The sequence below is a fragment of the Nocardia sp. 2TAF39 genome (genome assembly GCF_052114905.1).
Lineage (GTDB): Bacteria > Actinomycetota > Actinomycetes > Mycobacteriales > Mycobacteriaceae > Nocardia.
This window is the reverse complement of sequence record NZ_JBFRFQ010000055.1, coordinates 14740-36996: the sequence shown is the minus strand read 5'-3', so window position 1 is coordinate 36996 and position 22257 is coordinate 14740. Positions and strand designations below refer to the sequence as shown.

General features: G+C 67.2%; 22 protein-coding genes. 9 read left to right on the top strand and 13 right to left on the bottom strand.

Going from position 1 to position 22257, the window contains the following annotated elements; translation table 11 throughout:
* Positions 1-4: 4 nt before the first annotated feature.
* Positions 5-2473 (bottom strand): phosphoketolase family protein, encoded by a 2469-nt coding sequence (locus AB4Z47_RS26640; protein WP_441954725.1) that lies wholly within the window; start codon positions 2471-2473, stop codon positions 5-7.
* Between the two features lie 221 nt (positions 2474-2694).
* Here AB4Z47_RS26640 and AB4Z47_RS26635 point away from each other — a divergent pair, with 221 nt between their 5' ends.
* From AB4Z47_RS26635 to AB4Z47_RS26605, 7 genes are all read left to right on the top strand, one after another.
* Positions 2695-3276, top strand: a complete 582-nt coding sequence (locus AB4Z47_RS26635) for an FKBP-type peptidyl-prolyl cis-trans isomerase (RefSeq protein ID WP_441954723.1) — start codon at positions 2695-2697, stop codon at positions 3274-3276.
* 254 nt (positions 3277-3530) lie between these two features.
* Entirely contained in the window at positions 3531-4904 is a 1374-nt protein-coding gene (tig, locus tag AB4Z47_RS26630) for a trigger factor (RefSeq protein WP_441954721.1), read from the top strand.
* Between the two features lie 199 nt (positions 4905-5103).
* On the top strand, positions 5104-5691 hold the full coding sequence (locus AB4Z47_RS26625) for an ATP-dependent Clp protease proteolytic subunit (RefSeq protein WP_357266297.1): 588 nt from the start codon (positions 5104-5106) through the stop codon (positions 5689-5691).
* 69 nt (positions 5692-5760) lie between these two features.
* Positions 5761-6429: an ATP-dependent Clp protease proteolytic subunit gene (locus AB4Z47_RS26620; protein ID WP_441954719.1), complete on the top strand. Its 669-nt coding sequence runs from the start codon at positions 5761-5763 to the stop codon at positions 6427-6429.
* A gap of 462 nt (positions 6430-6891) precedes the next feature.
* On the top strand, positions 6892-8172 hold the full coding sequence (gene clpX, locus AB4Z47_RS26615; protein ID WP_441954750.1) for an ATP-dependent Clp protease ATP-binding subunit ClpX: 1281 nt from the start codon (positions 6892-6894) through the stop codon (positions 8170-8172).
* A gap of 151 nt (positions 8173-8323) precedes the next feature.
* Positions 8324-8734, top strand: coding sequence for an STAS domain-containing protein (locus AB4Z47_RS26610; RefSeq protein WP_441954717.1), 411 nt, complete (start codon positions 8324-8326; stop codon positions 8732-8734).
* A gap of 27 nt (positions 8735-8761) precedes the next feature.
* Positions 8762-9028: a ribosomal protein L7/L12 gene (locus AB4Z47_RS26605; RefSeq protein WP_441954715.1), complete on the top strand. Its 267-nt coding sequence runs from the start codon at positions 8762-8764 to the stop codon at positions 9026-9028.
* 44 nt (positions 9029-9072) lie between these two features.
* Here AB4Z47_RS26605 and AB4Z47_RS26600 read toward each other — a convergent pair whose 3' ends face one another.
* The 7 genes from AB4Z47_RS26600 to AB4Z47_RS26570 form a co-directional block, all read right to left on the bottom strand.
* Positions 9073-9330, bottom strand: a complete 258-nt coding sequence (locus tag AB4Z47_RS26600; RefSeq protein ID WP_441954713.1) for a hypothetical protein — start codon at positions 9328-9330, stop codon at positions 9073-9075.
* Between the two features lie 202 nt (positions 9331-9532).
* On the bottom strand, positions 9533-9895 hold the full coding sequence (locus AB4Z47_RS26595) for a DUF1304 domain-containing protein (RefSeq protein ID WP_441954711.1): 363 nt from the start codon (positions 9893-9895) through the stop codon (positions 9533-9535).
* 96 nt (positions 9896-9991) lie between these two features.
* Positions 9992-10897: a hypothetical protein gene (locus AB4Z47_RS26590; protein WP_441954709.1), complete on the bottom strand. Its 906-nt coding sequence runs from the start codon at positions 10895-10897 to the stop codon at positions 9992-9994.
* Between the two features lie 200 nt (positions 10898-11097).
* Positions 11098-11694: a carboxymuconolactone decarboxylase family protein gene (locus AB4Z47_RS26585; RefSeq protein WP_441954707.1), complete on the bottom strand. Its 597-nt coding sequence runs from the start codon at positions 11692-11694 to the stop codon at positions 11098-11100.
* 109 nt (positions 11695-11803) lie between these two features.
* Positions 11804-12181: a nuclear transport factor 2 family protein gene (locus tag AB4Z47_RS26580; RefSeq protein ID WP_441954705.1), complete on the bottom strand. Its 378-nt coding sequence runs from the start codon at positions 12179-12181 to the stop codon at positions 11804-11806.
* 40 nt (positions 12182-12221) lie between these two features.
* Positions 12222-13019, bottom strand: coding sequence for a helix-turn-helix domain-containing protein (locus AB4Z47_RS26575; RefSeq protein ID WP_441954703.1), 798 nt, complete (start codon positions 13017-13019; stop codon positions 12222-12224).
* A gap of 201 nt (positions 13020-13220) precedes the next feature.
* The gene (locus AB4Z47_RS26570) at positions 13221-13850 is read right to left on the bottom strand and encodes a dihydrofolate reductase family protein (RefSeq protein WP_441954701.1); all 630 of its coding nucleotides are present in this window, start codon (positions 13848-13850) and stop codon (positions 13221-13223) included.
* Between the two features lie 191 nt (positions 13851-14041).
* Here AB4Z47_RS26570 and mihF point away from each other — a divergent pair, with 191 nt between their 5' ends.
* Positions 14042-14356 carry an integration host factor, actinobacterial type gene (gene mihF, locus AB4Z47_RS26565; protein ID WP_040865486.1) on the top strand — a complete coding sequence of 105 codons (315 nt, stop codon included), beginning with the start codon at positions 14042-14044 and terminating at the stop codon, positions 14354-14356.
* A 201-nt stretch (positions 14357-14557) separates the two neighbouring features.
* Here the strand turns inward: mihF and AB4Z47_RS26560 are convergent, their stop codons facing one another.
* The 4 genes from AB4Z47_RS26560 to AB4Z47_RS26545 form a co-directional block, all read right to left on the bottom strand.
* A complete protein-coding gene (locus tag AB4Z47_RS26560; protein ID WP_441954699.1) occupies positions 14558-15100 on the bottom strand; it encodes a hypothetical protein in 543 nt (180 codons plus the stop codon).
* Between the two features lie 82 nt (positions 15101-15182).
* Positions 15183-16022, bottom strand: a complete 840-nt coding sequence (gene fdhD / locus AB4Z47_RS26555) for a formate dehydrogenase accessory sulfurtransferase FdhD (protein ID WP_441954697.1) — start codon at positions 16020-16022, stop codon at positions 15183-15185.
* Between the two features lie 64 nt (positions 16023-16086).
* Entirely contained in the window at positions 16087-18381 is a 2295-nt protein-coding gene (locus tag AB4Z47_RS26550; protein WP_441954695.1) for an FdhF/YdeP family oxidoreductase, read from the bottom strand.
* A 239-nt stretch (positions 18382-18620) separates the two neighbouring features.
* Positions 18621-19817 carry an FHA domain-containing protein gene (locus AB4Z47_RS26545; protein WP_441954693.1) on the bottom strand — a complete coding sequence of 399 codons (1197 nt, stop codon included), beginning with the start codon at positions 19815-19817 and terminating at the stop codon, positions 18621-18623.
* Positions 19818-20158: 341 nt separating this feature from the next.
* Here AB4Z47_RS26545 and AB4Z47_RS26540 point away from each other — a divergent pair, with 341 nt between their 5' ends.
* Positions 20159-20833, top strand: coding sequence for a TetR/AcrR family transcriptional regulator (locus AB4Z47_RS26540; RefSeq protein ID WP_441954691.1), 675 nt, complete (start codon positions 20159-20161; stop codon positions 20831-20833).
* A gap of 54 nt (positions 20834-20887) precedes the next feature.
* On the opposite strand, the gene AB4Z47_RS26535 is transcribed toward AB4Z47_RS26540, so the two are convergent.
* A complete protein-coding gene (locus AB4Z47_RS26535) occupies positions 20888-22132 on the bottom strand; it encodes an NADH:flavin oxidoreductase/NADH oxidase family protein (RefSeq protein WP_441954689.1) in 1245 nt (414 codons plus the stop codon).
* Between the last annotated feature and the right edge of the window lie 125 nt (positions 22133-22257).

Genomic DNA, 22257 nt, shown 5'->3' with positions numbered 1-22257 from the left:
TGCGTCAGGCGCTCCGGTACGGCCAGGCCCAGTCCGCGACCTCGGGAATGTCCGCACCGTACTCCCTCGTCCACGCTCGTGCGCTCCATCGCGCGTCGACCATTTCCTGACGCAGTCCGGCGGCCTGCTCACGCAGGCTCGGCACGCGATCGATCACATCCATGACCAGGTGATAGCGATCGAGGTCGTTGAGCATCACCATGTCGAACGGCGTGGTCGTTGTGCCTCGCTCCTTGTAGCCGCGCACGTGCATCTCGCCGTGGTTGTTTCGCCGGTAGGTGAGCCGGTGGATCAGCCAGGGATAGCCGTGGAAGGCGAAGATCACCGGCCGGTCGTAGGTGAACAGCGTGTCGAACTCGCTGTCGGGGAGGCCGTGCGGATGCTCGTCCTGCGGCTGCAGCCGCATCAGGTCGACCACATTGATCACCCGAATCCGCAACTCGGGCAGACGTTCTCGAAGAATCGCCGCGGCAGCGAGGGTTTCCAGCGTAGGCACGTCGCCCGCGCAGGCGAGCACCACGTCCGGGGTGGTACCGAGCGCATCGTTGTGGCCCGCCCAATCCCAGATGCCGATGCCGCGCGCGCAGTGCTCGGTCGCGTGGTCCACCGAAAGCCAGTCGGCCTGTGGCTGTTTGCCCGCGACCACCACATTGATGTAGTGCCGCGAACGCAGGCAGTGGTCGTAGGTGGACAGCAGCGTGTTCGCGTCCGGCGGCAGATACACGCGTACGATCGACGGCTTTTTGTTCAGCACCACATCGAGGAAGCCGGGGTCCTGGTGGGTGAAGCCGTTGTGATCCTGCCGCCAGACGTGCGAAGAGAGCAGATAGTTCAGGCTGGCGACCGGCCGCCGCCATGGCACTGCCGCGCTGGCGTCGAGCCATTTGGCGTGCTGGTTGAACATGGCGTCCACGATGTGGATGAACGCCTCGTAACAGGTGAACACCCCGTGCCTGCCGGTGAGCAGATAGCCCTCCAGCAGGCCCTGGCACATATGCTCGGACAGCACTTCGATCACCCGGCCCGCGGGGTCGAGTTTCTCGTCGTACGCTCCGATCTCGGCCTGCCAGTCGCGCCCTGTGACATCCAGAATGTCCTGCAGTCGATTGCTGGCCAGCTCGTCGGGCGCGAAGGTGAGGAAGTTGTCCGGGTTCTGTCTGGTGACGTCGCGCAACCACCCGCCGAGAACCCTGGTCGCCTCGTGCTGAGTCGCGCCGGGCGCGGTCACCTCGACGCCGAATTCACGCCAATCCGGCAGGCGTAGGTCACGGACTCGGGTGCCGCCGTTGGCAACCGGGTTGGCGCTCATTCGTCGATCGCCCTCGGGCACCTGGTCGAGCAGCTCCGACACCGGCCTGCCTGCCTCGTCGAACAGTTCTTCCGGCCGGTAGGACCGCAGCCACTGCTCCAGGGTCTGCCGGTGGCTCGGGTCGGTGCGCGCGGCGGGCAGCGGGACCTGGTGGGCGCGGAACGTGCCCTCGACGCGATCGCCGTCCACCACCGGCGGGCAGGTCCAGCCCTTCGGCGTGCGCAGCACGATCATCGGCCAGATCGGCCGCACGCCGTCGGCTCCGGCGCGCGCGGCGCGCTGAATCTGGGCGATGCGCTCCAGGCAGGTGTCCATCGCGCCTGCCATGGCTTGGTGTACCGCCGTGGGATCGCTGCCCGAGACTATGACCGGCTCGTAGCCGTAGCCATGGAGGAGTGCGACCAGTTCCGTCTCCGGGATGCGCGCGAGAATGGTCGGATTGGCGATCTTGTACTCGTTCAACGCGAGGATCGGCAGTACCGCGCCGTCGCGTGCAGGGTTGAGGAACTTGTTCGCGTGCCAGCTCGTGGCCAGCGGACCCGTCTCCGCCTCGCCGTCGCCGATCACGCAGAACACGGTGAGGTCCGGATTGTCCAGCGCCGCGCCGAAGGCGTGCAGCAGCGAGTAGCCGAGCTCGCCACCCTCATGGAAGGAGCCGGGCGTCTCCGGCGCGCAGTGGCTCGGCACGCCGCCGGGGAAGGAGAACTGTGCGAACAGCACGCCCATGCCGGTGCCGTCCTGCGGAATGTTGCCGTACAGCTCGGAATACGTGCCTTCCAGCCAGGCACACGCGTTCGGACCCGGCCCACCGTGACCCGGGCCCGTGACGAAGACCGCGTCGAGACCGCGCTGCCGGATCGCGCGATTGGCGTGCGTCCAGACCAGGTTCAGGCCGGGCACGGTACCGAAGTGGCCGAGCAGCCGCGGTTTGATGTGCTCGGCGAGCAGCGGTTCACGCAGCAGCGGGTTGCTCATCAGGTAGATCTGGCCGACGGCGAGATAGTTGGCCGCGCGCCACCAAGCATCGATCGACGTCAGTTCGTCGCGCTCCAGCGGGCCCGGCACGTCCGCCAGGCGGTAGGAGCGTGGCGCGACGGTGTCGCCGCCGGTACTGCCGACGTTGTCGGCCGAGGTATCGCCACCTGCACTTGCCATGTGGGTCATGCGCCGACTCTCCTCATGCTCGGGGCATCGGGGGAGCGGCGAGGACCGCTGTCCCGGATCCTGCACCGTTGCCGATCGGAATCGGCAACGCCGTATGGAGAATTCCCCGTCAGCCTAGCGGGATGCGCCGCTCCGGGTCGGTGAAAACACGCCGCGGTGCGCCGGAGCGCGGGCGGCGCGCCCCAGCGGGGTCCGCCCCCACGTGGTCTAGGGTCCGCCGCATGCACACACTCGGCAGGATCATCGGGATCGGCACCATCGCGGCGACGGCCATCGCGCTGGCAGCTTGCGGCTCGGACAACGACACGTCCTCCGCGACCGCCTCGTCCGCGAAGACCTCCGTGTCGGCGGGAGCGTCCGCCGCGCAGAGCCCGGCCACGCAGAGCAAGGGCCGCGAATGCACCGCCGAGGACATCGGCGTGACCGGCGAGTTCGGCACCGCACCGACGATCACCATTCCGGACAGCTGTGACCCGCCCAAGCAGCTGATCGTCAACGACTTGAGCGAGGGCAGCGGGCCCGGCGCCGAGACCGGCCAGCAGCTGACCATGAACTACGCACTGATCACCTGGTCCGACAAGAAGAAGCTGGACAGCTCGTTCGACCGCGGCACGCCGTTCCAGCTCACCCTCGGCGCGGGCCAGGTCATCGAAGGCTGGGAGCAGGGGTTGGTCGGCGTGCGGGCAGGCTCCCGCAGGCTGCTGATCGTGCCGCCGGACCTGGGCTACGGCGCGGGTGGACACGGCATCGCGCCGAACGAGACGCTGGTCTTCGTCACCGACGCGGTCTCGGTGGGCAAGTAGACGGGCATGCAGGCCCCCGGAAACACCGCCGAGTGCAGGCCCCCTCGGCCGGTCAACTAACCTGGTCGGGATGCCTACGCCGCATCCCTCGTTCGTCCTGGCCGAGGCCGGGGCCCCGGCTCGGGTCAGCGCCGATGGGGAGTGCGGCGGCCAGCACGCAAGGCCGCTTCGCTGTCATTCCGACGTCCGGAGTGCGTGGTGGCGCCCGTAAACCGAACGTCAACCAGTACGAACAACGAACAAGGAGCATGTCCGTGAAGAGCACCGTCGAGCAGCTGAGCCCGACCCGGGTCCGGATCAATGTCGAGGTGCCCTTCGAGGAACTGAAGCCGGACTTCGATCGTGCGTACAAGGCGCTGGCCAAGCAGGTCCGCATCCCTGGCTTCCGTCCAGGCAAGGCGCCCGCGAAGCTGCTCGAGGCACGTCTCGGCCGTGGTGCGATCCTGGAGCAGGTTGTCAACGACGCGCTGCCCGGCCGCTACAGCGAGGCCGTCACCACCACCGAGGTGAAGGTCATCGGTCAGCCCGACATCGAGATCACCAAGATCGAGGACGGCCAGGAGCTGGCCTTCACCGCCGAGGTCGACGTGCGCCCGGAGATCACTCTGCCCGATTACGGGAGCATCGCGGTCACCGTCGACTCCGTCACCATCGGCGACGAGGACATCGAGGAGCAGCTGCAGTCGCTGCGTCAGCGCTTCGGCACCCTGACCGGTGTCGAGCGTCCGGTGCAGGAGGGTGACTTCGTGTCCATCGACCTGTCGGCGACCGTCGACGGCGAGGAGGTGCCCGAGGCCGCCACCACCGGCCTGTCCCACGAGGTCGGGTCCGGCCAGCTCATCGAGGGCCTGGACGAGGCCCTGATCGGGCTGTCGGCGGGCGAGTCCAAGGACTTCACCTCGACGCTGGTCGCGGGCGAGCACGCGGGCAAGGACGCCGTCATCACGGTGACGGTGCAGACCGTCAAGGAGCGCGAGCTGCCCGAGGCCGATGACGAGTTCGCCCAGCTGGCCAGCGAATTCGACACCTTGGAGGAGCTGAAGGCCGACCTGCGCGACCGCGTCGAGCGGGTCAAGAAGGTGCAGCAGGCGGGCGAGATCCGCGACAAGGTGCTGGAGACCCTGCTCGAGCAGGTCGAGGTGCCGCTGCCGGACGCCGTGGTGCAGGCCGAGATCGACGCCGTGACCCACGACGCGGTGCACGGCTTCGATCACGACGAAGCGAAGTTCGCCGAGTCGCTGGAAGCCCAGGGCAGCACCCGTGCGGAGTTCGACTCCGACACCAAGGAGGCCGCCGAGAAGTCGGTGAGGACCCAGCTGCTGTTGGACGCTATCGCCGAAGCGGAGGGCACCCAGGTCGGTCAGGAGGAGCTGACCGAGCGGATCCTGTTCCAGGCGCAGCGCTACGGCCTGTCGCCGGAGCAGTTCATTCAGCAGGTGCAGCAGGCGGGCCAGCTCGGCGCGGTGTTCGCCGACGTGCGCCGCGGCAAGGCGCTCGCGGGTGTGGTCGGCAAGGTGACCGTCACCGACTCGGCGGGCAACGCGGTGGACACCGCCGAAATGTTCGGTGGCCCTGAGGATTCCGACGAGGGCACGGTCGACGAGGCCACCACCGCGAGCGCCGAATAATTCCGTGGAATGCCGGCGCGATCGGCGCCCGAGGGGTGCACTGATTGCGCTGAGAGCGAAGAAGGGCGGTACCGGGAGTTCGGTGCCGCCCTGCTTCGTTAATGTTTGTGACAAAGCGAACCAGAGATGGCTGTTCGGCAATCAGCAACGAGCCGGCGAGAGAAGGCAGGTATCCGTGACAATCAACCAGGCAGGGGTCATGACAACCGCGACTGCTGGTCTCAACCTCAGTGATTCCGTGTACGAGCGCCTGCTGCGTGAGCGCATCATTTTCCTCGGCACCCAGGTCGACGACGACATCGCGAACAAGCTGTGCGCGCAGATCCTTCTGCTCTCGGCCGAGGATCCCACCAGGGATATTTCGCTCTACATCAACTCGCCGGGCGGTTCGGTGACCGCCGGTATGGCCATCTACGACACGATGCAGTTCGCCGAGTGCGACATCTCCACCTACGGCATGGGGCTGGCCGCTTCGATGGGGCAGTTCCTGCTCACCGCGGGCACCAAGGGCAAGCGCTACGCGCTCCCGCACGCACGGATCATGATGCACCAGCCCTCGGCAGGCATCGGTGGTTCGGCCGCCGACATCGCGATCATGGCGGAGCAGTTCGCGCACACCAAGCGGGAGCTGAACGAGCTGCAGGCGCAGCACACCGGCAAATCCGTGGAGCAGGTCACCGCCGATGCCGACCGCGACCGCTGGTTCACCGCGACCGAAGCGCTCGAATACGGCTTCATCGACCACGTGATCAGCCACGCGAACCAGGCCAACGGCGCCGAGAAGTAACTCCCGGATCACCCACAGGCCGCCCGGATGAACGAATGTCCGTCGGCCGCAGAGACTTTGGAGACGAACATGGCCAATCAGATCGACCCGCGTGCCGGCCTGTCCGGCATCGCACCACAGAGCCCGCAGGCGCGCTACATCCTGCCGTCGTTCATCGAGCACTCGAGCTTCGGCGTCAAGGAGTCCAACCCGTACAACAAGCTGTTCGAGGAGCGCATCATCTTCCTCGGCGTGCAGGTGGACGACGCCTCGGCGAACGACATCATGGCGCAGCTGCTCGTGCTCGAGTCGCTGGACCCTGACCGCGACATCACGATGTACATCAATTCGCCGGGTGGCTCGTTCACCTCTCTGATGGCCATCTACGACACCATGCAGTATGTGCGCGCCGACGTCGCCACGGTGTGCCTCGGCCAGGCGGCCTCCGCCGCAGCCGTGCTGCTCGCCGCTGGCACGCCCGGCAAACGTGCCTGCCTGCCCAATGCCCGGGTGCTGATCCACCAGCCGTCGCTGGAGGGTGGCATCCAGGGGCAGGTGTCGGATCTGGAGATCCAGGCGGCCGAGATCGAGCGGATGCGTCGCCTGATGGAGAGCACCCTCGCGCGGCACACCGGCAAGGATGCCGACACCATCCGCAAGGACACCGACCGGGACAAGATCCTGACGGCCGAGGATGCCAAGGAGTACGGGATCATCGACACGGTGTTCGACTACCGCAAGCTGAGCGCCCAGAAGTAACACTTCGGGACGTCGTTTCCGGGCAATCCCGGGGCGGGTGAATTGCCGATCCCGGCGGCAGTTGACTCGTAAATTGTTCTACAACAGGGAATTCCGGCCGGGAGGTGTGCCACTCGGGCATGTCGTCCGGCCGGACTGCTTTTCGCGGTGTCAGGGGCTCGAAAAAATCCTTCGGACCAGGCGCCGCGGGCAGTCGGTCGGAGCTCGTGTTGGCGGTCTGACGGACAGATCGCATTCCGGTGCCGTGAGAACTCGCACAACCCGCCGGAGAAACATGCTCGAGTTGTCGACCTCCATCCCACACACCGGGTACGGTCAACCTAGGGACCTTTGCTCCCGGTTGACAGCACTGCCTGATGCTCCGGAAAACAGTCGATGTGTATGCGGCTGCTGCGGAGGCGGCGGACAGCTGGCAACCTGGACGGACGGTTGCACGCGGACAAGGAAGTAGGGACCCACGAGATGGCGCGCATCGGAGATGGCGGCGATCTGCTGAAGTGTTCTTTCTGCGGAAAGAGCCAGAAGCAGGTCAAGAAGCTCATTGCGGGACCAGGGGTGTACATCTGCGACGAGTGCATCGATCTCTGCAACGAGATCATCGAGGAGGAGCTCGCCGAGTCCAGCGAGGTCAAGCTCGATGAGCTGCCCAAGCCCGCTGAGATCCGGGACTTCCTGGAGAACTACGTCATCGGGCAGGACACCGCAAAACGCACCCTCGCGGTGGCCGTCTACAACCATTACAAGCGCATTCAGGCCGGCGACAAGAGCCGCGACAGCCGCGGCGAGATCGTCGAGCTGGCCAAGTCGAACATCCTGATGCTCGGTCCCACCGGCTGCGGCAAGACCTACCTGGCCCAAACGTTGGCGAAGATGCTGAACGTGCCGTTCGCCATCGCGGACGCCACCGCGCTCACCGAGGCGGGCTATGTCGGCGAGGACGTCGAGAACATCTTGCTGAAGCTGATTCAGGCCGCGGATTACGATGTCAAGCGCGCCGAGACCGGCATCATCTACATCGATGAGGTCGACAAGATCGCCCGCAAGAGCGAGAACCCCTCGATCACCAGGGACGTTTCCGGCGAGGGTGTGCAGCAGGCGCTGCTGAAGATCCTGGAGGGCACTCAGGCGAGCGTGCCGCCGCAGGGCGGGCGCAAGCACCCGCACCAGGAGTTCATCCAAATCGACACCACCAACGTGCTGTTTATCGTGGCGGGCGCGTTCGCTGGCCTGGAGAAGATCATCTCCGACCGCACCGGTCACCGCGGCATCGGCTTCGGTGCCGAGGTCAGGTCCAAGGCCGAGATCGACACCACCGACCACTTCGCCGAAGTCATGCCGGAGGACCTGATCAAGTTCGGCCTGATCCCCGAGTTCATCGGCCGCCTCCCCGTCGTCGCCTCGGTGACCAACCTGGACAAGGAATCCCTGGTCAAGATTCTCTCCGAGCCGAAGAACGCGCTGGTCAAGCAGTACGTCCGGCTGTTCGAGATGGATGGGGTCGACCTGGAGTTCACCGATGACGCGCTGGAGGCGGTTGCCGACCAGGCGATCCTGCGCGGAACCGGTGCCCGTGGCCTGCGGGCGATCATGGAGGAAGTCCTGCAGCCCGCGATGTACGACATTCCAAGCCGCGACGATGTCGCCAAGGTGGTCGTCAACGCGGACACCGTCAACGACAACGTGCTGCCGACCATCGTGCCGCGCAAGGCGCAGCGGGCGGAGCGCCGGGAGAAGTCGGCGTAATCTCGGGAACTGAGTGTAAAGCCCGGTCTACCGGGTACACCCCTGTGAGGGTTGAGTAAACAGCCTAGCTCCGGCCTCTGTGTGGCCCGGGGCGAATTACTACCGCAGGCAACGTCATCCGGCCGCCGCGGACGACTGGACCGAGGTCCTCATGTCGACAGGTTTCGCCAATCCCTCACATTTCATCCATGCCGCACGCACAGCAGGCCATCCCGCCGAGCGGTTGCAGATTTCTGTCACCGCGCCGAGCGACGTGGTCACGCTGTGCGCCGTCGCCGGTGAGGCCGACTATCACACCGCCGACGTGTTCCGGAGCCGACTGATCGGCTCGCTGAACTCAGCGGGTCCACTGATAGTCGTCGACCTGTCCAAAGTGACGTTCTTCGGCGTCGCCGGGCTGCACGTATTGATCGATGCGCGGTCTTGGGCCGGCCACACCGGTCGCCGTTTGCGCCTGGTCACCGGGCCACGCTGCGTGGACCGACTGCTCGATGTTGCCGGTGAAGTCGCCTGCTTCGAGCGCGTCACGAGCCTTGCCGACGCGGTGCTCAACGCGGCGTGAGGTCGCGCCGATCACTACGATCGGACCATGTTTGGCAACCGGCGTCTGAAGCGCAAGATCGATGCGCTGAACTTCAAGCTCGATCTGATCATGCAGCACCTCAGTATCCAGGATCTGCCTTCGGTCGACCCCATTCGGGCCGCTGCAGCCGTGCCCAGTGGTGATGGCTTGGGCGAGATCGACGCGCTTCTGGCGCAGGGCAAGAAGATTCAGGCCATCAAGCGGTACCGAGAACTGACCGGGTCTGGGCTCAAAGAAGCCAAGGAGGCTGTTGAGCGGCGATACCCGTACTGAGCTAGTGCTTTTCGCGCTGGAAACTGCTCGTCCTGAGTGTGAGATCATGAACTGTGCCTCGGCGCAGTGGCGAACGCCGCCGCCACCAGGTCCGCGGCAGGCGGGCCTGCCAGGGTGCATTCCATCCGACTGTGTTCGCACAACTCCTGGTGCAGCAGTTTGCCGAGCAGGCCGCTTCCTCCGGGCCGCAGCAGCTTCTGGGATAGCGCTGCGTGCGGTGCGATCCCGTCGAAGAACTCCGTCAATGCCGCCGGTGGATGCGCCGGCTCCGGTGTTCCACGCCAGGCGTGCAGGGCCGCCACCGCATCTCGGACAACCTCCGCGCAGGCATCCACCGCCAGTGCCTGCGCATCGGTGTAATGAGGTAGAACGCCGATCGGCTCACACCGGCGCGCCGCACCACGGCAGCGACACTGACCTGTTCGAGCGAACGCTCCCTGCATTCGGCGAGCAGCGCGGCCCGCAACTTCGCCCGAGTCCGCGCCGCTCGTGGATCACCATCGCTCATCCGGCGATCAGGACCGCGGCCAACCCGAGCGCCGCGGGCAGCGCCTGCGCGAGCAGAATCCGCCGATTCGCCGTGATCGCCCCGTAAACCCCCGCGATCAGCACGCACACCAGGAAGAACACTGTCACCTGAAATCCGACAGGGTCATCCGCCACCAGCCCCCACACCAGCCCGGCCGCCAGAAATCCGTTGTACAGCCCCTGATTCGCCGCCAGGGGTTTTGTCGCCACCGCCATCTCCGCATCGAACCCCGACAGCTGTCGCCCCGGCGCCCGATCCCACAAGAACATCTCCAACACCATGAAGTACGCCTGCAACGCCGCCATCAATCCAACCAGCACGCCCGCCGCAACCACCATCGAACGGCTCCTTCCGTCAGATTTTCTGAACAGCTGTCCATAAATTATGGACAGCTGTCAAGAAACCTCGCTCCGGCTCGCGGTGTCGGCGGCATGCTAGCGGTGCGAACCGTGGACCAACTGGATGTCGGCGTCCGACGCCGTCCACTGCGGTGCGACACCGCCGGCTTCCGGACGGTCGTCGGAGTCGTCGAGGATCGCCTGCGGCTCCGGTAGCGGGTCGTGCGAATTCGGATCGGGCAGACTTCGGACCTGCTCGGTGGCGAAGGTAATGGCACGGCCGTAGCGGGCGCTGGCGGCATCGTGGATGAGCAGCGCGACGCCGATCATCACCGGTGCCACTCCGTGCATAGAGGCGTCGAACCACCGCCCGGCACTCATATACGGGTAGGTGTTCAGACCGACCGTCAGTGCCAGTAGCGCGACTTCGGCGGCCGCGACCTGGCTGCGGTTGTCCAGCACACCCCATTCGGTGACCTTGTTGGTGCCGATCATGATGATGATCAGCGACACACTGATCATCGCCTCGAGCAGATAGCTGAACCAGTACAGCGGATCGTCCGGCCCGCCAGGCGCGATGTTGTGCTGGACGTTGACCGCCGACCACAGCATGCCCGCGGCGACCACGCCTGCCAGCGCGCCGAGCGACCACGATCGGTGCCGGTACAGGGAGGCCAGCCTGGCGTGCGGGCTGGACTCGCGCCGCTGTGCGGCAATGGCTTTGCGTGCCAGCAGGAGATCTCTGATGTCCGCCTTCTCGATGGCCTCCGAGGTGTGCCGCGCGCGGTCGGACGCCTCGGCGGCGGCCTCGGCTTGCTTCCAGCGCTGCTCCCGATTCTGGGTCCGGATCCGTTCGGCGAGTTCGCGTTCGGCGTTCAGTTCTTCCTCCGACAGCGCGCCGGTCAGCGCCGGATCGAACTGGTACGCGAGGCGGCCGCGGGCCTTCTCGACCCGCGTCGCCAGCCGCGCGACGTCGTCGTCGAGGGGATGTTCGTCGAGCATGCGGCTCCAAACGGTTGGGCGGAGGGGAACTCGAGAAACCGTAGACGCCGACACGGACCCCGTTCATCGAACGCGCAACAATAACTCGCTGACCGGATGCGGACCGGCGGCGTCAACACCTCCTATTCTTAGTCCATTCCCGGCCGGAGCGACAGCCCGGAGGCAGACCTGGGCCGAAGTGCCAGGTCGGCCACTGTCTTTCAGGCGGAGTCGTCCGGCCGAGACTGCTCATCCCAGGGCACTCGACACGAATCCGTGCTGAACCCCTGCGCGGTGATGCCGAGCGCGGAGTTGAACCGGGCGCGCGAATTCTCCAGCGAGATCTGGTAACTGAGCTCCACCACGCCCGCCCGGCCGAAGCGTCGCTCGAGATCGGCGACCTGCTCGTCGGTGACGGCGGTCGGGGTGGCGGTCATCGCGTCGGCGTAGGCGATGGCGGCGCGCTCGTCGTCGGAGTACAGCGGCGATGTCGCGTAGTCGGCGATGTGTTCGAGCCGCTCGACATCGAGCTCGCCGAGGCGCATGACCATGGCGCCGAAGTCGACGCACCAGGAGCAGCCGACGGTCCACGCGGTGCGGTAGACGGCGATCTCGCGGATGACGGCGGGCAGGACGGTGCTGGCCTTCTCCGCCGCGACCTCGTGGACCGCGCTGGCGGCGAGCAGTTTCGGATGGTTGGCGGTGACCGCGAAGGGCTCGGGCACTTCGCGGAACCGGCGCTTGGCGATCCGATACAGCAGCTTGGTCGCTGGTCCGGCCTGCTGCGGGGTGACGGCGGCGATACGGGTGGCACCCATGTCGATCTCCTTCGATCAGCGGATGTGGTTCCTACTTCTCGGACGAGAGACCGCGACGGAATGTGATGGGACCGCGGTGTGACCTGGCGCACCAGCGCCCCACAGCGGGCTACTCGGGCTCGACCCGCATGTCCTCCTGGCTCCAGTAGGCGCGCATCCCGGTGATTCGGCCTTCCTCGTCGAACTCCATCACGTCGATCGGTGACAGGACGAAGCGCTGTCCACCGACCTTGGTGACGATGGTAAACGGGAACGCCGCCTGGTTGCCCGCGATCCGCACGTCCTCGGGCCGCAGCTCGGTTTCGCGGTCCAGCGCGGCGATCACCCCGTAGAACTCGCGGATGGCGTCGTGACCGCGCTTGACCGGGGTGCCGACCGGGTCCTCCACCACCGCGTCGGGCGCGTACAGCTTGACGATGTCCTCGGTCGGACCCGAGCCGACCAGCTCGACGTACTGCTCGACCACATCGCGGATCTGCTTGGCCACGGACCCTCCTCCGAATTGAAACACGTTCTAATTCAGTAGCCTAGCAGGGCCCGCACGTCCGTGGTCGAGGCTCGATCCCGCCCGCGTCGTCCAGCACGACGACCCGGACACCGGTCGCGAGCAGTGCGGTCGCCGACAGTCCGAACAGGGTGCGGAAGGCGTCACTGAAATGGGAGGGACTGGCGAACCCGGCGTCCGCGGACGCGCTGGTCAGGCTTGCTCCCCCGGCGATCGCCCGGCCGGCGCCGAGCATTCTGGCCCAGAGTCGATACCGCCGGAACGAGGTCCCGGCCTGCGACGAGAACAGATGCAGGAATCGGGATTCCGACAGGTGCGCTGCCGCGGCGAACCGGTCGGCGGTGATTTCGCGGGCGGGATATGCGAGGAGAGTAGCCATCGCCTCCCGGACGCGGTCATCCATCGGCGGACGCGGTGCCGCGCCGACGAGATCCGCCAGCGCCCGAGGGTCGGGCGGGTCCTGGCCCGCAGCTTCCGCGAGCCTGGTCTCACCCCGGTGCGAGAACCCGAAATCATTGTCCCACAGCGCCATTTGCGCGCGGCATGCGCGCGCTCGACGTGATCCGGGATCGAGATAGCAGAACATCATGCTGTCGCCGTCCGCGACGACCCGATGCACCGTTCGTGGTGGGATCAGCGCGCTGCGCACCGAGCGCGCGGTTCGGTCCGACTCGAGCGTGAACGGAGCGTCCACGCCGATGGTCAGGCAGTCCACCGCAGTCGAATGGGCATCGAGGCGCAGCGACGGTCCGCGATAGATGGCCTGCCCGGCCCACAGCCACAGGGCTGCGGGCCGGTGCGCCTCCTGCGGAATGTTCATGCTCGCCATGCTGACACGGACGAGGCGCGGCGAGGAGGGCGATTGTTCTGCTGTCGCGCCTGCGCTCGTGGGACACGGTGACGATCGGTCAGCCGATCGCGCCCGATGTAGGGGATCGTCGTTGATCCCCCTGGTTCGCCGTTGAACCTTGATCCCGCGTTGGAGCCGCCGTTCATCCTGTCGTGGAAAACGTCGCCGGTGTTACCGCACCGCGGCGGCCTCTTCGGTGTAGTCGCCGTACCGGGGCGCGCCCGCGTTGCGGTATGTGCCGATGACGACGCCGCTGCTGGTTGGGCGGGAATCCGTGAGCCGGAGGCCGGTGGGTTGGACGTCGGCGGTGAACAGCCGCTTTCCGGTGCCGAGCAGCACTGGGAAGGTCAGCAGGTACAAGGTGTCGACCAGGCCGTTCGCCAGCAGGCTGTGTGCCAGGTTCCCGCTGCCGTGCACCTGGAGTTCGCGGCCGGGACGTGCTTTCAGCGCGGCCACCTCGGTGATCAGATCGCCGCGCAGCAGTTCGGTGCCTGCCCAGTGGGCGCGGGTCAGCGTCCTGGTCGCGACGTACTTGGGCAGCGCGTTGAGCTTCGAGGCGACCGGGTTGACCGGATCGGTGATGTTCGGCCAGTAGCCCGCGAAGATCTCGTAGGTGCGCCGTCCGAGCAGGAACGCGTCGACCCGGCCGAACACCTCGTCCATGAACGCGCCGAAATCCGCGTCGCCGAACGGCACGGACCATCCGCCGTGGGTGAATCCGCCGCTGGGATCCTCTTGCGGCCCACCGGGTGCTTGGTAGATGCCGTCGAGGGTGACGAACTGGGTGAGAGACAGCTCCATGACGTGGTATTCCTTTCGTCCACTTCGGCCGCCGAACGTGGGCCGGTTACCTGTTCGGACGGCGTAGACCCGGATAAGTCATCGCTATTTCCGCCGTTGCGGCCCCGGTGTGTCGACCTTGCGCTCTCGGCGGCGTGATGTTTACTCGGTCCGGTCAACCGGATGTTCGAGTGAGTGGAAGCGGAGGAGACATGGCACTGCCTACCATGACCGCAGAGCAGCGCACCGAGGCGTTGGCCAAGGCGGCTGCGGTCCGCAAGGCACGCTCCGAACTGATCGGCAAGGTGAAGGAGGGCAAGGTTTCGGTTGCCGACCTGCTGAAGAAGGCCGACTCCGACGAACTGGTCAAGAAGACCAAGGTCGCCGCCGTGATCAAGGCCCTGCCCGGGGTGGGGCCGGTGAAGGCGGCGAAGCTGATGGACCAGGCGGAGATCCCCGAGGACCGCCGGATCGGCGGTCTCGGCGCGCGCCAGCGTGCGGCGCTGCTCGAGGCGCTGAAGGACTGACGGGCGCGGCAAGGTTCGCCGGACCAGGGAACGAACGCTCACGTCGGCGGCACGCGGCGCGGGCGCTCGTTCAGGAGTTCAGGAAGAACGCGGCGTCGTATCGCAGCCGCACCGGATCACGCCCGTGGTGACGACCACCGCCCACGGGCGTCCCGGACGAGAGTTTCCCGCACCGAACGGCAGGACCGTCCGCGGTGTCGGTCAGCGGGACGCGCGCGGACGGCGGCGCGGGAAACGGACATCGATCGGACGCGGGTCCGACAGCGGAATATCGCCGCGCGGCGGAGCGAAGACGCAGACCAGTCCGCCGGCAATGAGCAGGAATGCGGCGATCAGACTGATCGTGTAACCGGCGGTGCCCAGCCCGTCGGGCCGGTGGAAGGCGTGATAGACGAAATGCGGGAGGCCGAAGGTCAGCCAACCGACGCCCGCGATCCGGGCGGCGGCGGTGCCGTCTACGACGAGAGCGGCGACCGTGACGGCGGTGAGCGCCAAGAAGAATGCCCCGACATCGGCCGTCAGATGATGGTTGTAGGGGCCGTCGACCGCTACCCACTGCGCGCCGAACCCGGGGAAGCTGGTGTACCAGGAGTGCGGCGCCAGCATGGCCCAGAGTCCGATGATCCCGCCTTGGACGGCCAAGACGACCAGAACGGTCCGCGTCATCAGCAAGCGGCGACGATACCGCTCGAATCGCATGCGTACCCGCAGGCCCTCGCCGGTCCCCTGTACCGAGATCCGCATCGGTCGCTCCGTTCTCGCCGGCCGTATTTCCGACTCCGTCCAGCCACGCTAAGGCGGACAATCCGGTGCAGGCAATAGTGAGTCACGCCAACAGTGCTGCGGCTCCCGGTTCGGCACAGACCCGCTCGGGGCGGCTGTAGACGTTCATGGTGTCCCCGCGTAAAAAACCGACCAGCGTGAGCCCCGCCTCGGCGGCCAAGTCGACCGCGAGCGAACTCGGCGCCGACACCGCGCCGAGCATCGGGATACCCGCCATGACGGCCTTCTGTACCAGCTCGAATGATGCGCGCCCGCTGACGATGAGCACCAGATCGTGTGCGGGAATGCGGTTCTCGCGCAATGCCCAGCCGATCACCTTGTCCACCGCGTTGTGCCTGCCGATGTCCTCGCGCACCGCGAGTGCCGCGCCGTCGACGGTGAACAGGCCGGCGGCGTGCAGACCGCCGGTGGCGTCGAACACCGACTGTCGGCCGCGCAGCGTATCCGGCATGGCGGCCAGTGCCCGGCTGTCCACCGCCGGACCGTCCGCGGGCAGCGGGAACCGGGTGTGGGTGCGCACCTCGTCCAGAGCGGACTTGCCGCACAGGCCGCATGCGCCGGTGGTCAGGAATGCGCGGGTCCGGACGGGGGCTGGGGTGCGCAGCGTGATGTCGAGAACGTTGTAGGTGTTGCTGCCCTTTTCGTCGGTGCCCGCGCAATATCGCGCGGCCATGATCACTTCGGCGGCGTCGATCACGCCCTCACTCAGCAGGAATCCGTGCACCAGGTCGACGTCGTTGCCCGGGGTGCGCATGGTGACCATCAACGACTGGCCGCCGATACGGATTTCGAGGGGTTCCTCGACGGCGAGGGTGTCGGGCCGCTGGATCTCGCCGGAGGGGGAGATCCGGCGCATGCGGCGGCGGGCGGTGACCCGGCTCATGGCCGCGCCTCGCTGCCGTTCGGCCCTGTCTTCCACCGAAGTGCCGTGTCGAGGATCGGCTCGTTCATGCTGCGCTCGGTTCGAATCGGATGGTGACCGCTTTGGACACCGGCGTATTCGAGCGTGCCGCGACATGATCCAGTGGCACGAGCGGGTTGGTCTCGGGGTAGTAGGCGGCGGCATTGCCGCGCGGGGTGGGGTAGGAGACGAGGCGGAATCCTTCGACGCGGCGCTCGGTGCCGTCGGTCCATTCGGAGACCACATCCACCAGGTCGCCGTCGGCGAAACCGAATTCGGTGATGTCATCCGGGTGCACCAGCACCACCTTGCGGCCGCCGTGCACGCCGCGGTAGCGGTCGTCGAGGCCGTAGATGGTGGTGTTGTACTGGTCGTGGCTGCGCAGTGTTTGGAGGATGAGCCTGCCCTCGGGCACCGGTAGCCAGGTCAGTTCGTTGATCGCGAAGTTGGCTTTGCCGGTGGCGGTGCGGAACTCGCGGTTGTCGCGCGGTGGATGCGGAAGTCGGAAACCGTTGCGCTGCCTGACCTTCGCGTTGTAATCCGCGCACCCGGGCACGACCCGGGAGATCGCGTCGCGAATGGCGTCGTAGTCGCGGGCGAACCGCGCCCATGGCACCGGATGGTCCGCGCCGAACAGTGCCCGCGCCAGCTCGCAGACGATCGCTACCTCGCTGCGCAGCTCGTCGCCGACCGGCTTCAATCGTCCGGTGGACAGGTGCACCATCGACATCGAATCTTCCACCGAAACCTGCTGTTTCACGCCGTCGCGCAGGTCTTCGTCGGTGCGGCCGAGGGTGGGCAGGATCAAGGCGGTCCGTCCGTGCACGACATGGCTGCGGTTGAGCTTGGTGGAGACCTGCACCGTGAGCGCGCAGCCGCGCAGCGCGGCCTCGGTCACCGCGGTGTCCGGGGTGGCGGAGACGAAGTTGCCGCCCATGCCGAAGAACACCTTCGCTCGGCCCTCCCGCATGGCGCGGATGGCCTCGACCGTGTCGAAGCCGTGCGCACGCGGGCTCGTGATGCCGAATTCGCGGTCCAGCGCGTCGAGGAACTCCTCGGGCATCTGCTCCCAGATACCCATGGTGCGGTCACCCTGGACGTTCGAGTGGCCGCGCACGGGGCAGACGCCGGCGCCCGGTTTACCGATCATCCCGCGCAGTAACAGCAGGTTGGTGGCCTCTTCGATGGTCGCGACGGCATGCGGCTGCTGGGTCAAGCCCATGGCCCAGCAAATGATGATGTTGTTCGACCGCGCGAACAGCTCGGCGGTGCGGTCGAGTTCCTCCCGGCTCAGGCCGGTCGCTGCCAGTACGGTGGCGAAATCGACGGCTCGCACGTTCTTTTCGTACTCGGTGAATCCGGCGCAGTGGGCGTCGACGAACTCCCGGTCGACCACCGTTCCCGGCGCGCGATCCTCGGCTTCGAACAGCAGGCGCCCGAGCGCTTGGAACAAGGCCAGGTCGCCACCGAGGCGGATCTGCAGAAAGTCGTCGGCGATCGCGACGCCGCTGGTGACACCCTTGACCGTCTGCGGGTCGCGGAAGCCGAGCAGCCCGGTCTCCGGCAACGGGTTCACGGCGATGATCCGTGCGCCCTTCGTCTTCGCGCCTGCCAGTGCGCTGAGCATGCGCGGATGGTTGGTGCCCGGGTTCTGGCCGGCGACGATGATCAGGTCCGCGGCCTCGAAGTCGTCGATCGAGACCGAGCCCTTGCCGATCCCGATCGAGCTCGACAGTGCGGCGCCGGAGGACTCGTGGCACATATTCGAGCAGTCCGGCAGGTTATTGGTGCCGAAGCCGCGCACCAGCAACTGGTAGAGGAACGCGGTTTCATTGCTGGTGCGGCCGGAGGTGTAGAACACGGCTTCGTCCGGAGCGGCCAGGGCGTGCAACTGATCCGCGATCATGCGGTAGGCGTCGTCCCAGGCGATGGGGGAGTAGTGGGTGTCGCCGGGCCGCAGCACCATCGGATGCGTGAGTCTGCCCTGCTGGCCGAGCCAGTACCCGGATTTGTCGCTCAGCTCCTCGATCGAGTGCGAGGCGAAGAACTCCGGACCGACCGTGCGCAGGGTCGCCTCCTCGGCGACCGCTTTCGCGCCGTTCTCGCAGAACTCGGCGGGCCTGCGATGGCCGGTCGGCTCCGGCCAGGCGCAGCCGGGACAGTCGAAGCCATGCACCTGGTTGACGCGGGCGAGGGTGCGGGCAGTGCGAATCACGCCCATCTCCTCGACCGAGCGCTTCAGCGCCACCGCCACGGCGGTGAGGCCGGCGGCCTGCTCCTCGGGCGGAGTCACCGTCAGCTCGGACTCGTCGATATCCCGGATCGGCCCGTTTCGGTGCATGACGTCATTGTCCTCTCCACACGGTCCGCGTCGGTACGGGACCGGCTTCTCGCATGGTATGCACACCGCGGCGCGGTGAGTGCCGCGCGCTGCTCGCGGTCGGTGTCGTGGGGATTCTGCCCAGCCGCCCGGTGCGCCGTCGGTCCGGCCGCACGGGCCGCGGCGGCGGTGCCGACCACACAGCGAAGCGGCAAGCGCCGCTACTACCTTATCGCCTCCATCGGGTCCGAGACGGCTGCTCAGCCTCGCCGCCGCGCGCCCGCGATGTCGGCGCCACCTGTGCAAGGGCCGTCGCCGCGATAGGTGAGGACGCGCTCGCTGATGCGGACGCGCCAGCCGGGCAGGAGTTCGGTGGGGGCCGTGCCGATTCGGGTCCACTGATCGGTGCCGGGGGCAGCGATGAAGGTGCCCGAGGTGGCGGCGCCGTCACGCACGTAGACCTTGCCGCCGTCGACCGACACATAGGCGTGGACGCGAGAGACGCGGCGGTCCCGCTGGATGACGATCGGATCGGCGGTCGCCGCGCGGACCGACTCGTCCACCTGCGGACCGCGCCCGATGACGTAATGGCGGTCCAGCGGATACGCTGCGCCGTCCGCCGAGACCAGCGCACCGACGGCAGCGTCCCCGGGCATGGCGGACGGACGAATGACCCGTGTTCCGCCGTTCTCCAGTGCGGCCTTGCGCAGCGCGACCGGCTCGGGGCGCGCCTGTGCCGCGGGCTGCACCTGGGACCAGGCGAGCGGCCGGTCCGCTGCGGGCCGGGGTGGGCGTGGCTTGGCCGGCGGGCGCGCCGATTCGGTCGGCGGGGCGGGAACCGGCACGACGGCGTCGGAAGCGCCGGTCGGCTCGGGCATCGCGCCGAACCCCGACGCGGCCGTGGGTTCGGGCTCGGGCTGCGAACCGGCGGCGCGCTCGGGTGGCGACGTATTCGCGGTGGCCTCGGTGGCCTTCCCGGCCCGCCGCACCGCGGCGTGCAGGACGAAGCCGCCGCCGGGAACCGCACCCGCGCGTAGATCGGTGCGCGGCCGTGGGGTCAGCGGTGCGCCGGTATCCGCGCCGATCGCGATGCGCCGCGCCGGCTCGCGCACAATCTCGTCCACCCAGGTGAAAGCCCGTGCGCCGGCCAGGCGGCGGGTGCCCTCAGCGCCCTGGATCTCGGCGGTCACCGGTCCGCGCAACAGGATCAGCATTCCGTCCGCCGTCGGCGCGACGACACCGAACGGCGGCGGCTGCGAGCTGCCGCCGAAGATCGCCGCGGCCAGGCGCGTGGCCAGCGCCGCACCAGGGTGTTCCTCGTCGGCGACGGCCTCGATGATGCCGAGTATTCGATCTGTAGAGGCGGTTTCGCCACCCAGGTAGGCGACAACCGCACCGAAGCGGGCGACCAATCCGTCGCCTGGTGCGATACCTACGGTGGACGGATTTCTGCGCACCCGCGCCCTCCTTCCCGGCGCAACTACCGGCATACCGAAGCCAGCATAGAGCGTCCACGCCGTGCGAACTCCGGCCTCGACGCACTCCGCGGCGGGGTCCGTGTTTCTCCCACGTTGCGGTCCAGTGGTCGAAATCCTCGCTGTCATGCACCTTCTCGCTACCTGGCTCGACCGTGGTGAGCTGGTCTTTGTGGTCTTCGACCCATCTGAGCGCTGTCCAGCGTGTTCATTCGCGACTGTGGCATAGGTCTCGGCAACGAGCCTCGGTGTAGCTTGGCAGCGGTGTTCGACACGAACGACGTTCGTGTCAAACGATGTTCGTCACGAGCTATGCTCGGATCATGAGCGCAGCAGCTGTCAGCCGCCGAGCCCGCCCGGCCAAAGCTCCGCTGAGCCGCGAAGTGATCATCGAGACCGGCCTGCGCATCCTGGACCGGGACGGCGCGGCGGCGCTCACCATGCGCCGCGTCGCGCAGGACCTGGATACCGGTGCTGCCTCGCTGTACGTCTACGTCGCCAATCGCGACGATCTGATGGGCGCCATGCTCGACCACGTGCTGGGCACCGTTCCGGAATCGGTCGGGGCGACCTGGCGCGATCGGCTCACCGCGTTGGTCGAGTCGACTGTCGAGGCGATGAGCCGCCACGAGGGGCTGGCCCTTGTCGCGCTCGGTGCGATTCCGGCCAGCCCGAACGCGCTGCGCCTGGTGGAGCGGATGCTGGTGCTGCTCGCCGAGGCGGGACTGGACGAGCGCACAAGTTCCTGGGCGGTGGACCTGATCTACCTACACATCACTGCGGCGGCCGCCGAGCAGAGCGCCCATAACACCAAGGACGGCACTGAGCAGGACTACGTTGCCGCTGTCGAGCAGCACTTCGCCCAACTGCCTGCCGACCGGTATCCGACGATTGTGGCCATGCGCGACACCATGCTGGCAGGCAACGGAGACGCGCGCGCGGCGTGGGCGATGCGGGTACTGGTCAACGGCATTCTCGCCACGCCGGCCGACCGATAGTGCTGATCGTTCGCTAACGGGAGATTGGCCCCGCGTCGGTCCGGAACGGAGTGGTTACCCACGTTTGCGGCGGAAGGCGTCGACACCGTTGCGCTGGACCATCGAATATGCCGTTCGCCACCGCGAGCGCTGGGGTGCAGGCTCGGCGCCCGCCGCCATGCGGTGCAACTGATCGGTGTGCCACTGCAGATCCACCGCTCCGGCGAGCGAGCGAACGGTGCGCGAGCGTGAGATCGGATCTGTGCGTACCCGTGACACCCAAGCGCTGGGCAGCTGCTTGTGCCCGGCGAGTAAGGCCCGGCCTGCGTCCGGGAACAGGCATGCCGGTCGCCCGAGGCCGATAATGTCGCAGTCACCCGTTTCCAACGCCGCCACGATGGCCGCGCGCGACCGAAATCCGCCGGTGACCGCGAGGGGAGTGGCGGCGGCGATGGCGCGGACGGTGTGGGCGTACTCCAGGAAGTAGGCCTCACGCTGCTGGGCGCTCCCAAGGCGATCGGTGGGGCGGCCCATCATCGCCAGCGACTCGAAGCTGCCGCCGCTGATTTCGAGCAGGTCGATCCGCTCGGTCGCCAGTCGGGCCACGACATCGCTGGATTCGTCCTCGGTGAAGCCTCCGCGTTGAAAGTCGGCGGAGTTGAGTTTCACCGAGACCGCGAACTGTGGGCCTACGGTGGTGCGGACCCGCCGCACGATCTCGAGCAGGAACCGCGCCCGCCGGGTGGGGTCACCGCCCCAGTCGTCGTCGCGGTGATTCGCCAGAGGCGACAGAAACTGCGATACCAGGTACCCGTGTGCGGCATGGATCTGGACCCCGTCGAAACCGGCTTTCTCGGCGATCTGCGCTGTTGTCGCGAACCGGTCGATGATGTCGTGGATGTCGGGCTCGGTGAGTGCGGTGGGAACCCGGAATCCGGGGATGTCGGCAGCTATCGCCGACGGGGCCACCGGCGCTTGTCGATTGACAACCGGATTGGCTTGGCGACCAGGGTGGCAGAGCTGCATCCAGATCGGCGACCCGCCGGCATGCGCTGTCTCGGCCCATTGCGTCAGTGTGACCAGGTCCCGTTCGTCGTCGACCACGATATTGCCCGGCTCGCCCAGTTGCGCACGATCGATCATGACATTGCCGGTGAGCAGCAGGCCGAATCCGCCTTCGCTCCAACGACGGTAGAGCCGCAGGATCCGTTGGTCGGGACTTTGTCCCAGGTCGCCGAGAACCTCGCTCAGCGCGGCTTTCATCACCCGGTTGGGCAGTACCTGGCCGCAGGGAAGAGGCAAGGGATCGGACAAAATCATCTGCGAACTTTAGCTGTCGGAGTCGGTACCCGTCCTCCTCGAACAGGTTGCACCCGTGCCCGTCGAGCGGCGTTGGATCGAATGCGATCCATTCGGAATACGTGCACACTGACGTCCTGAGATGA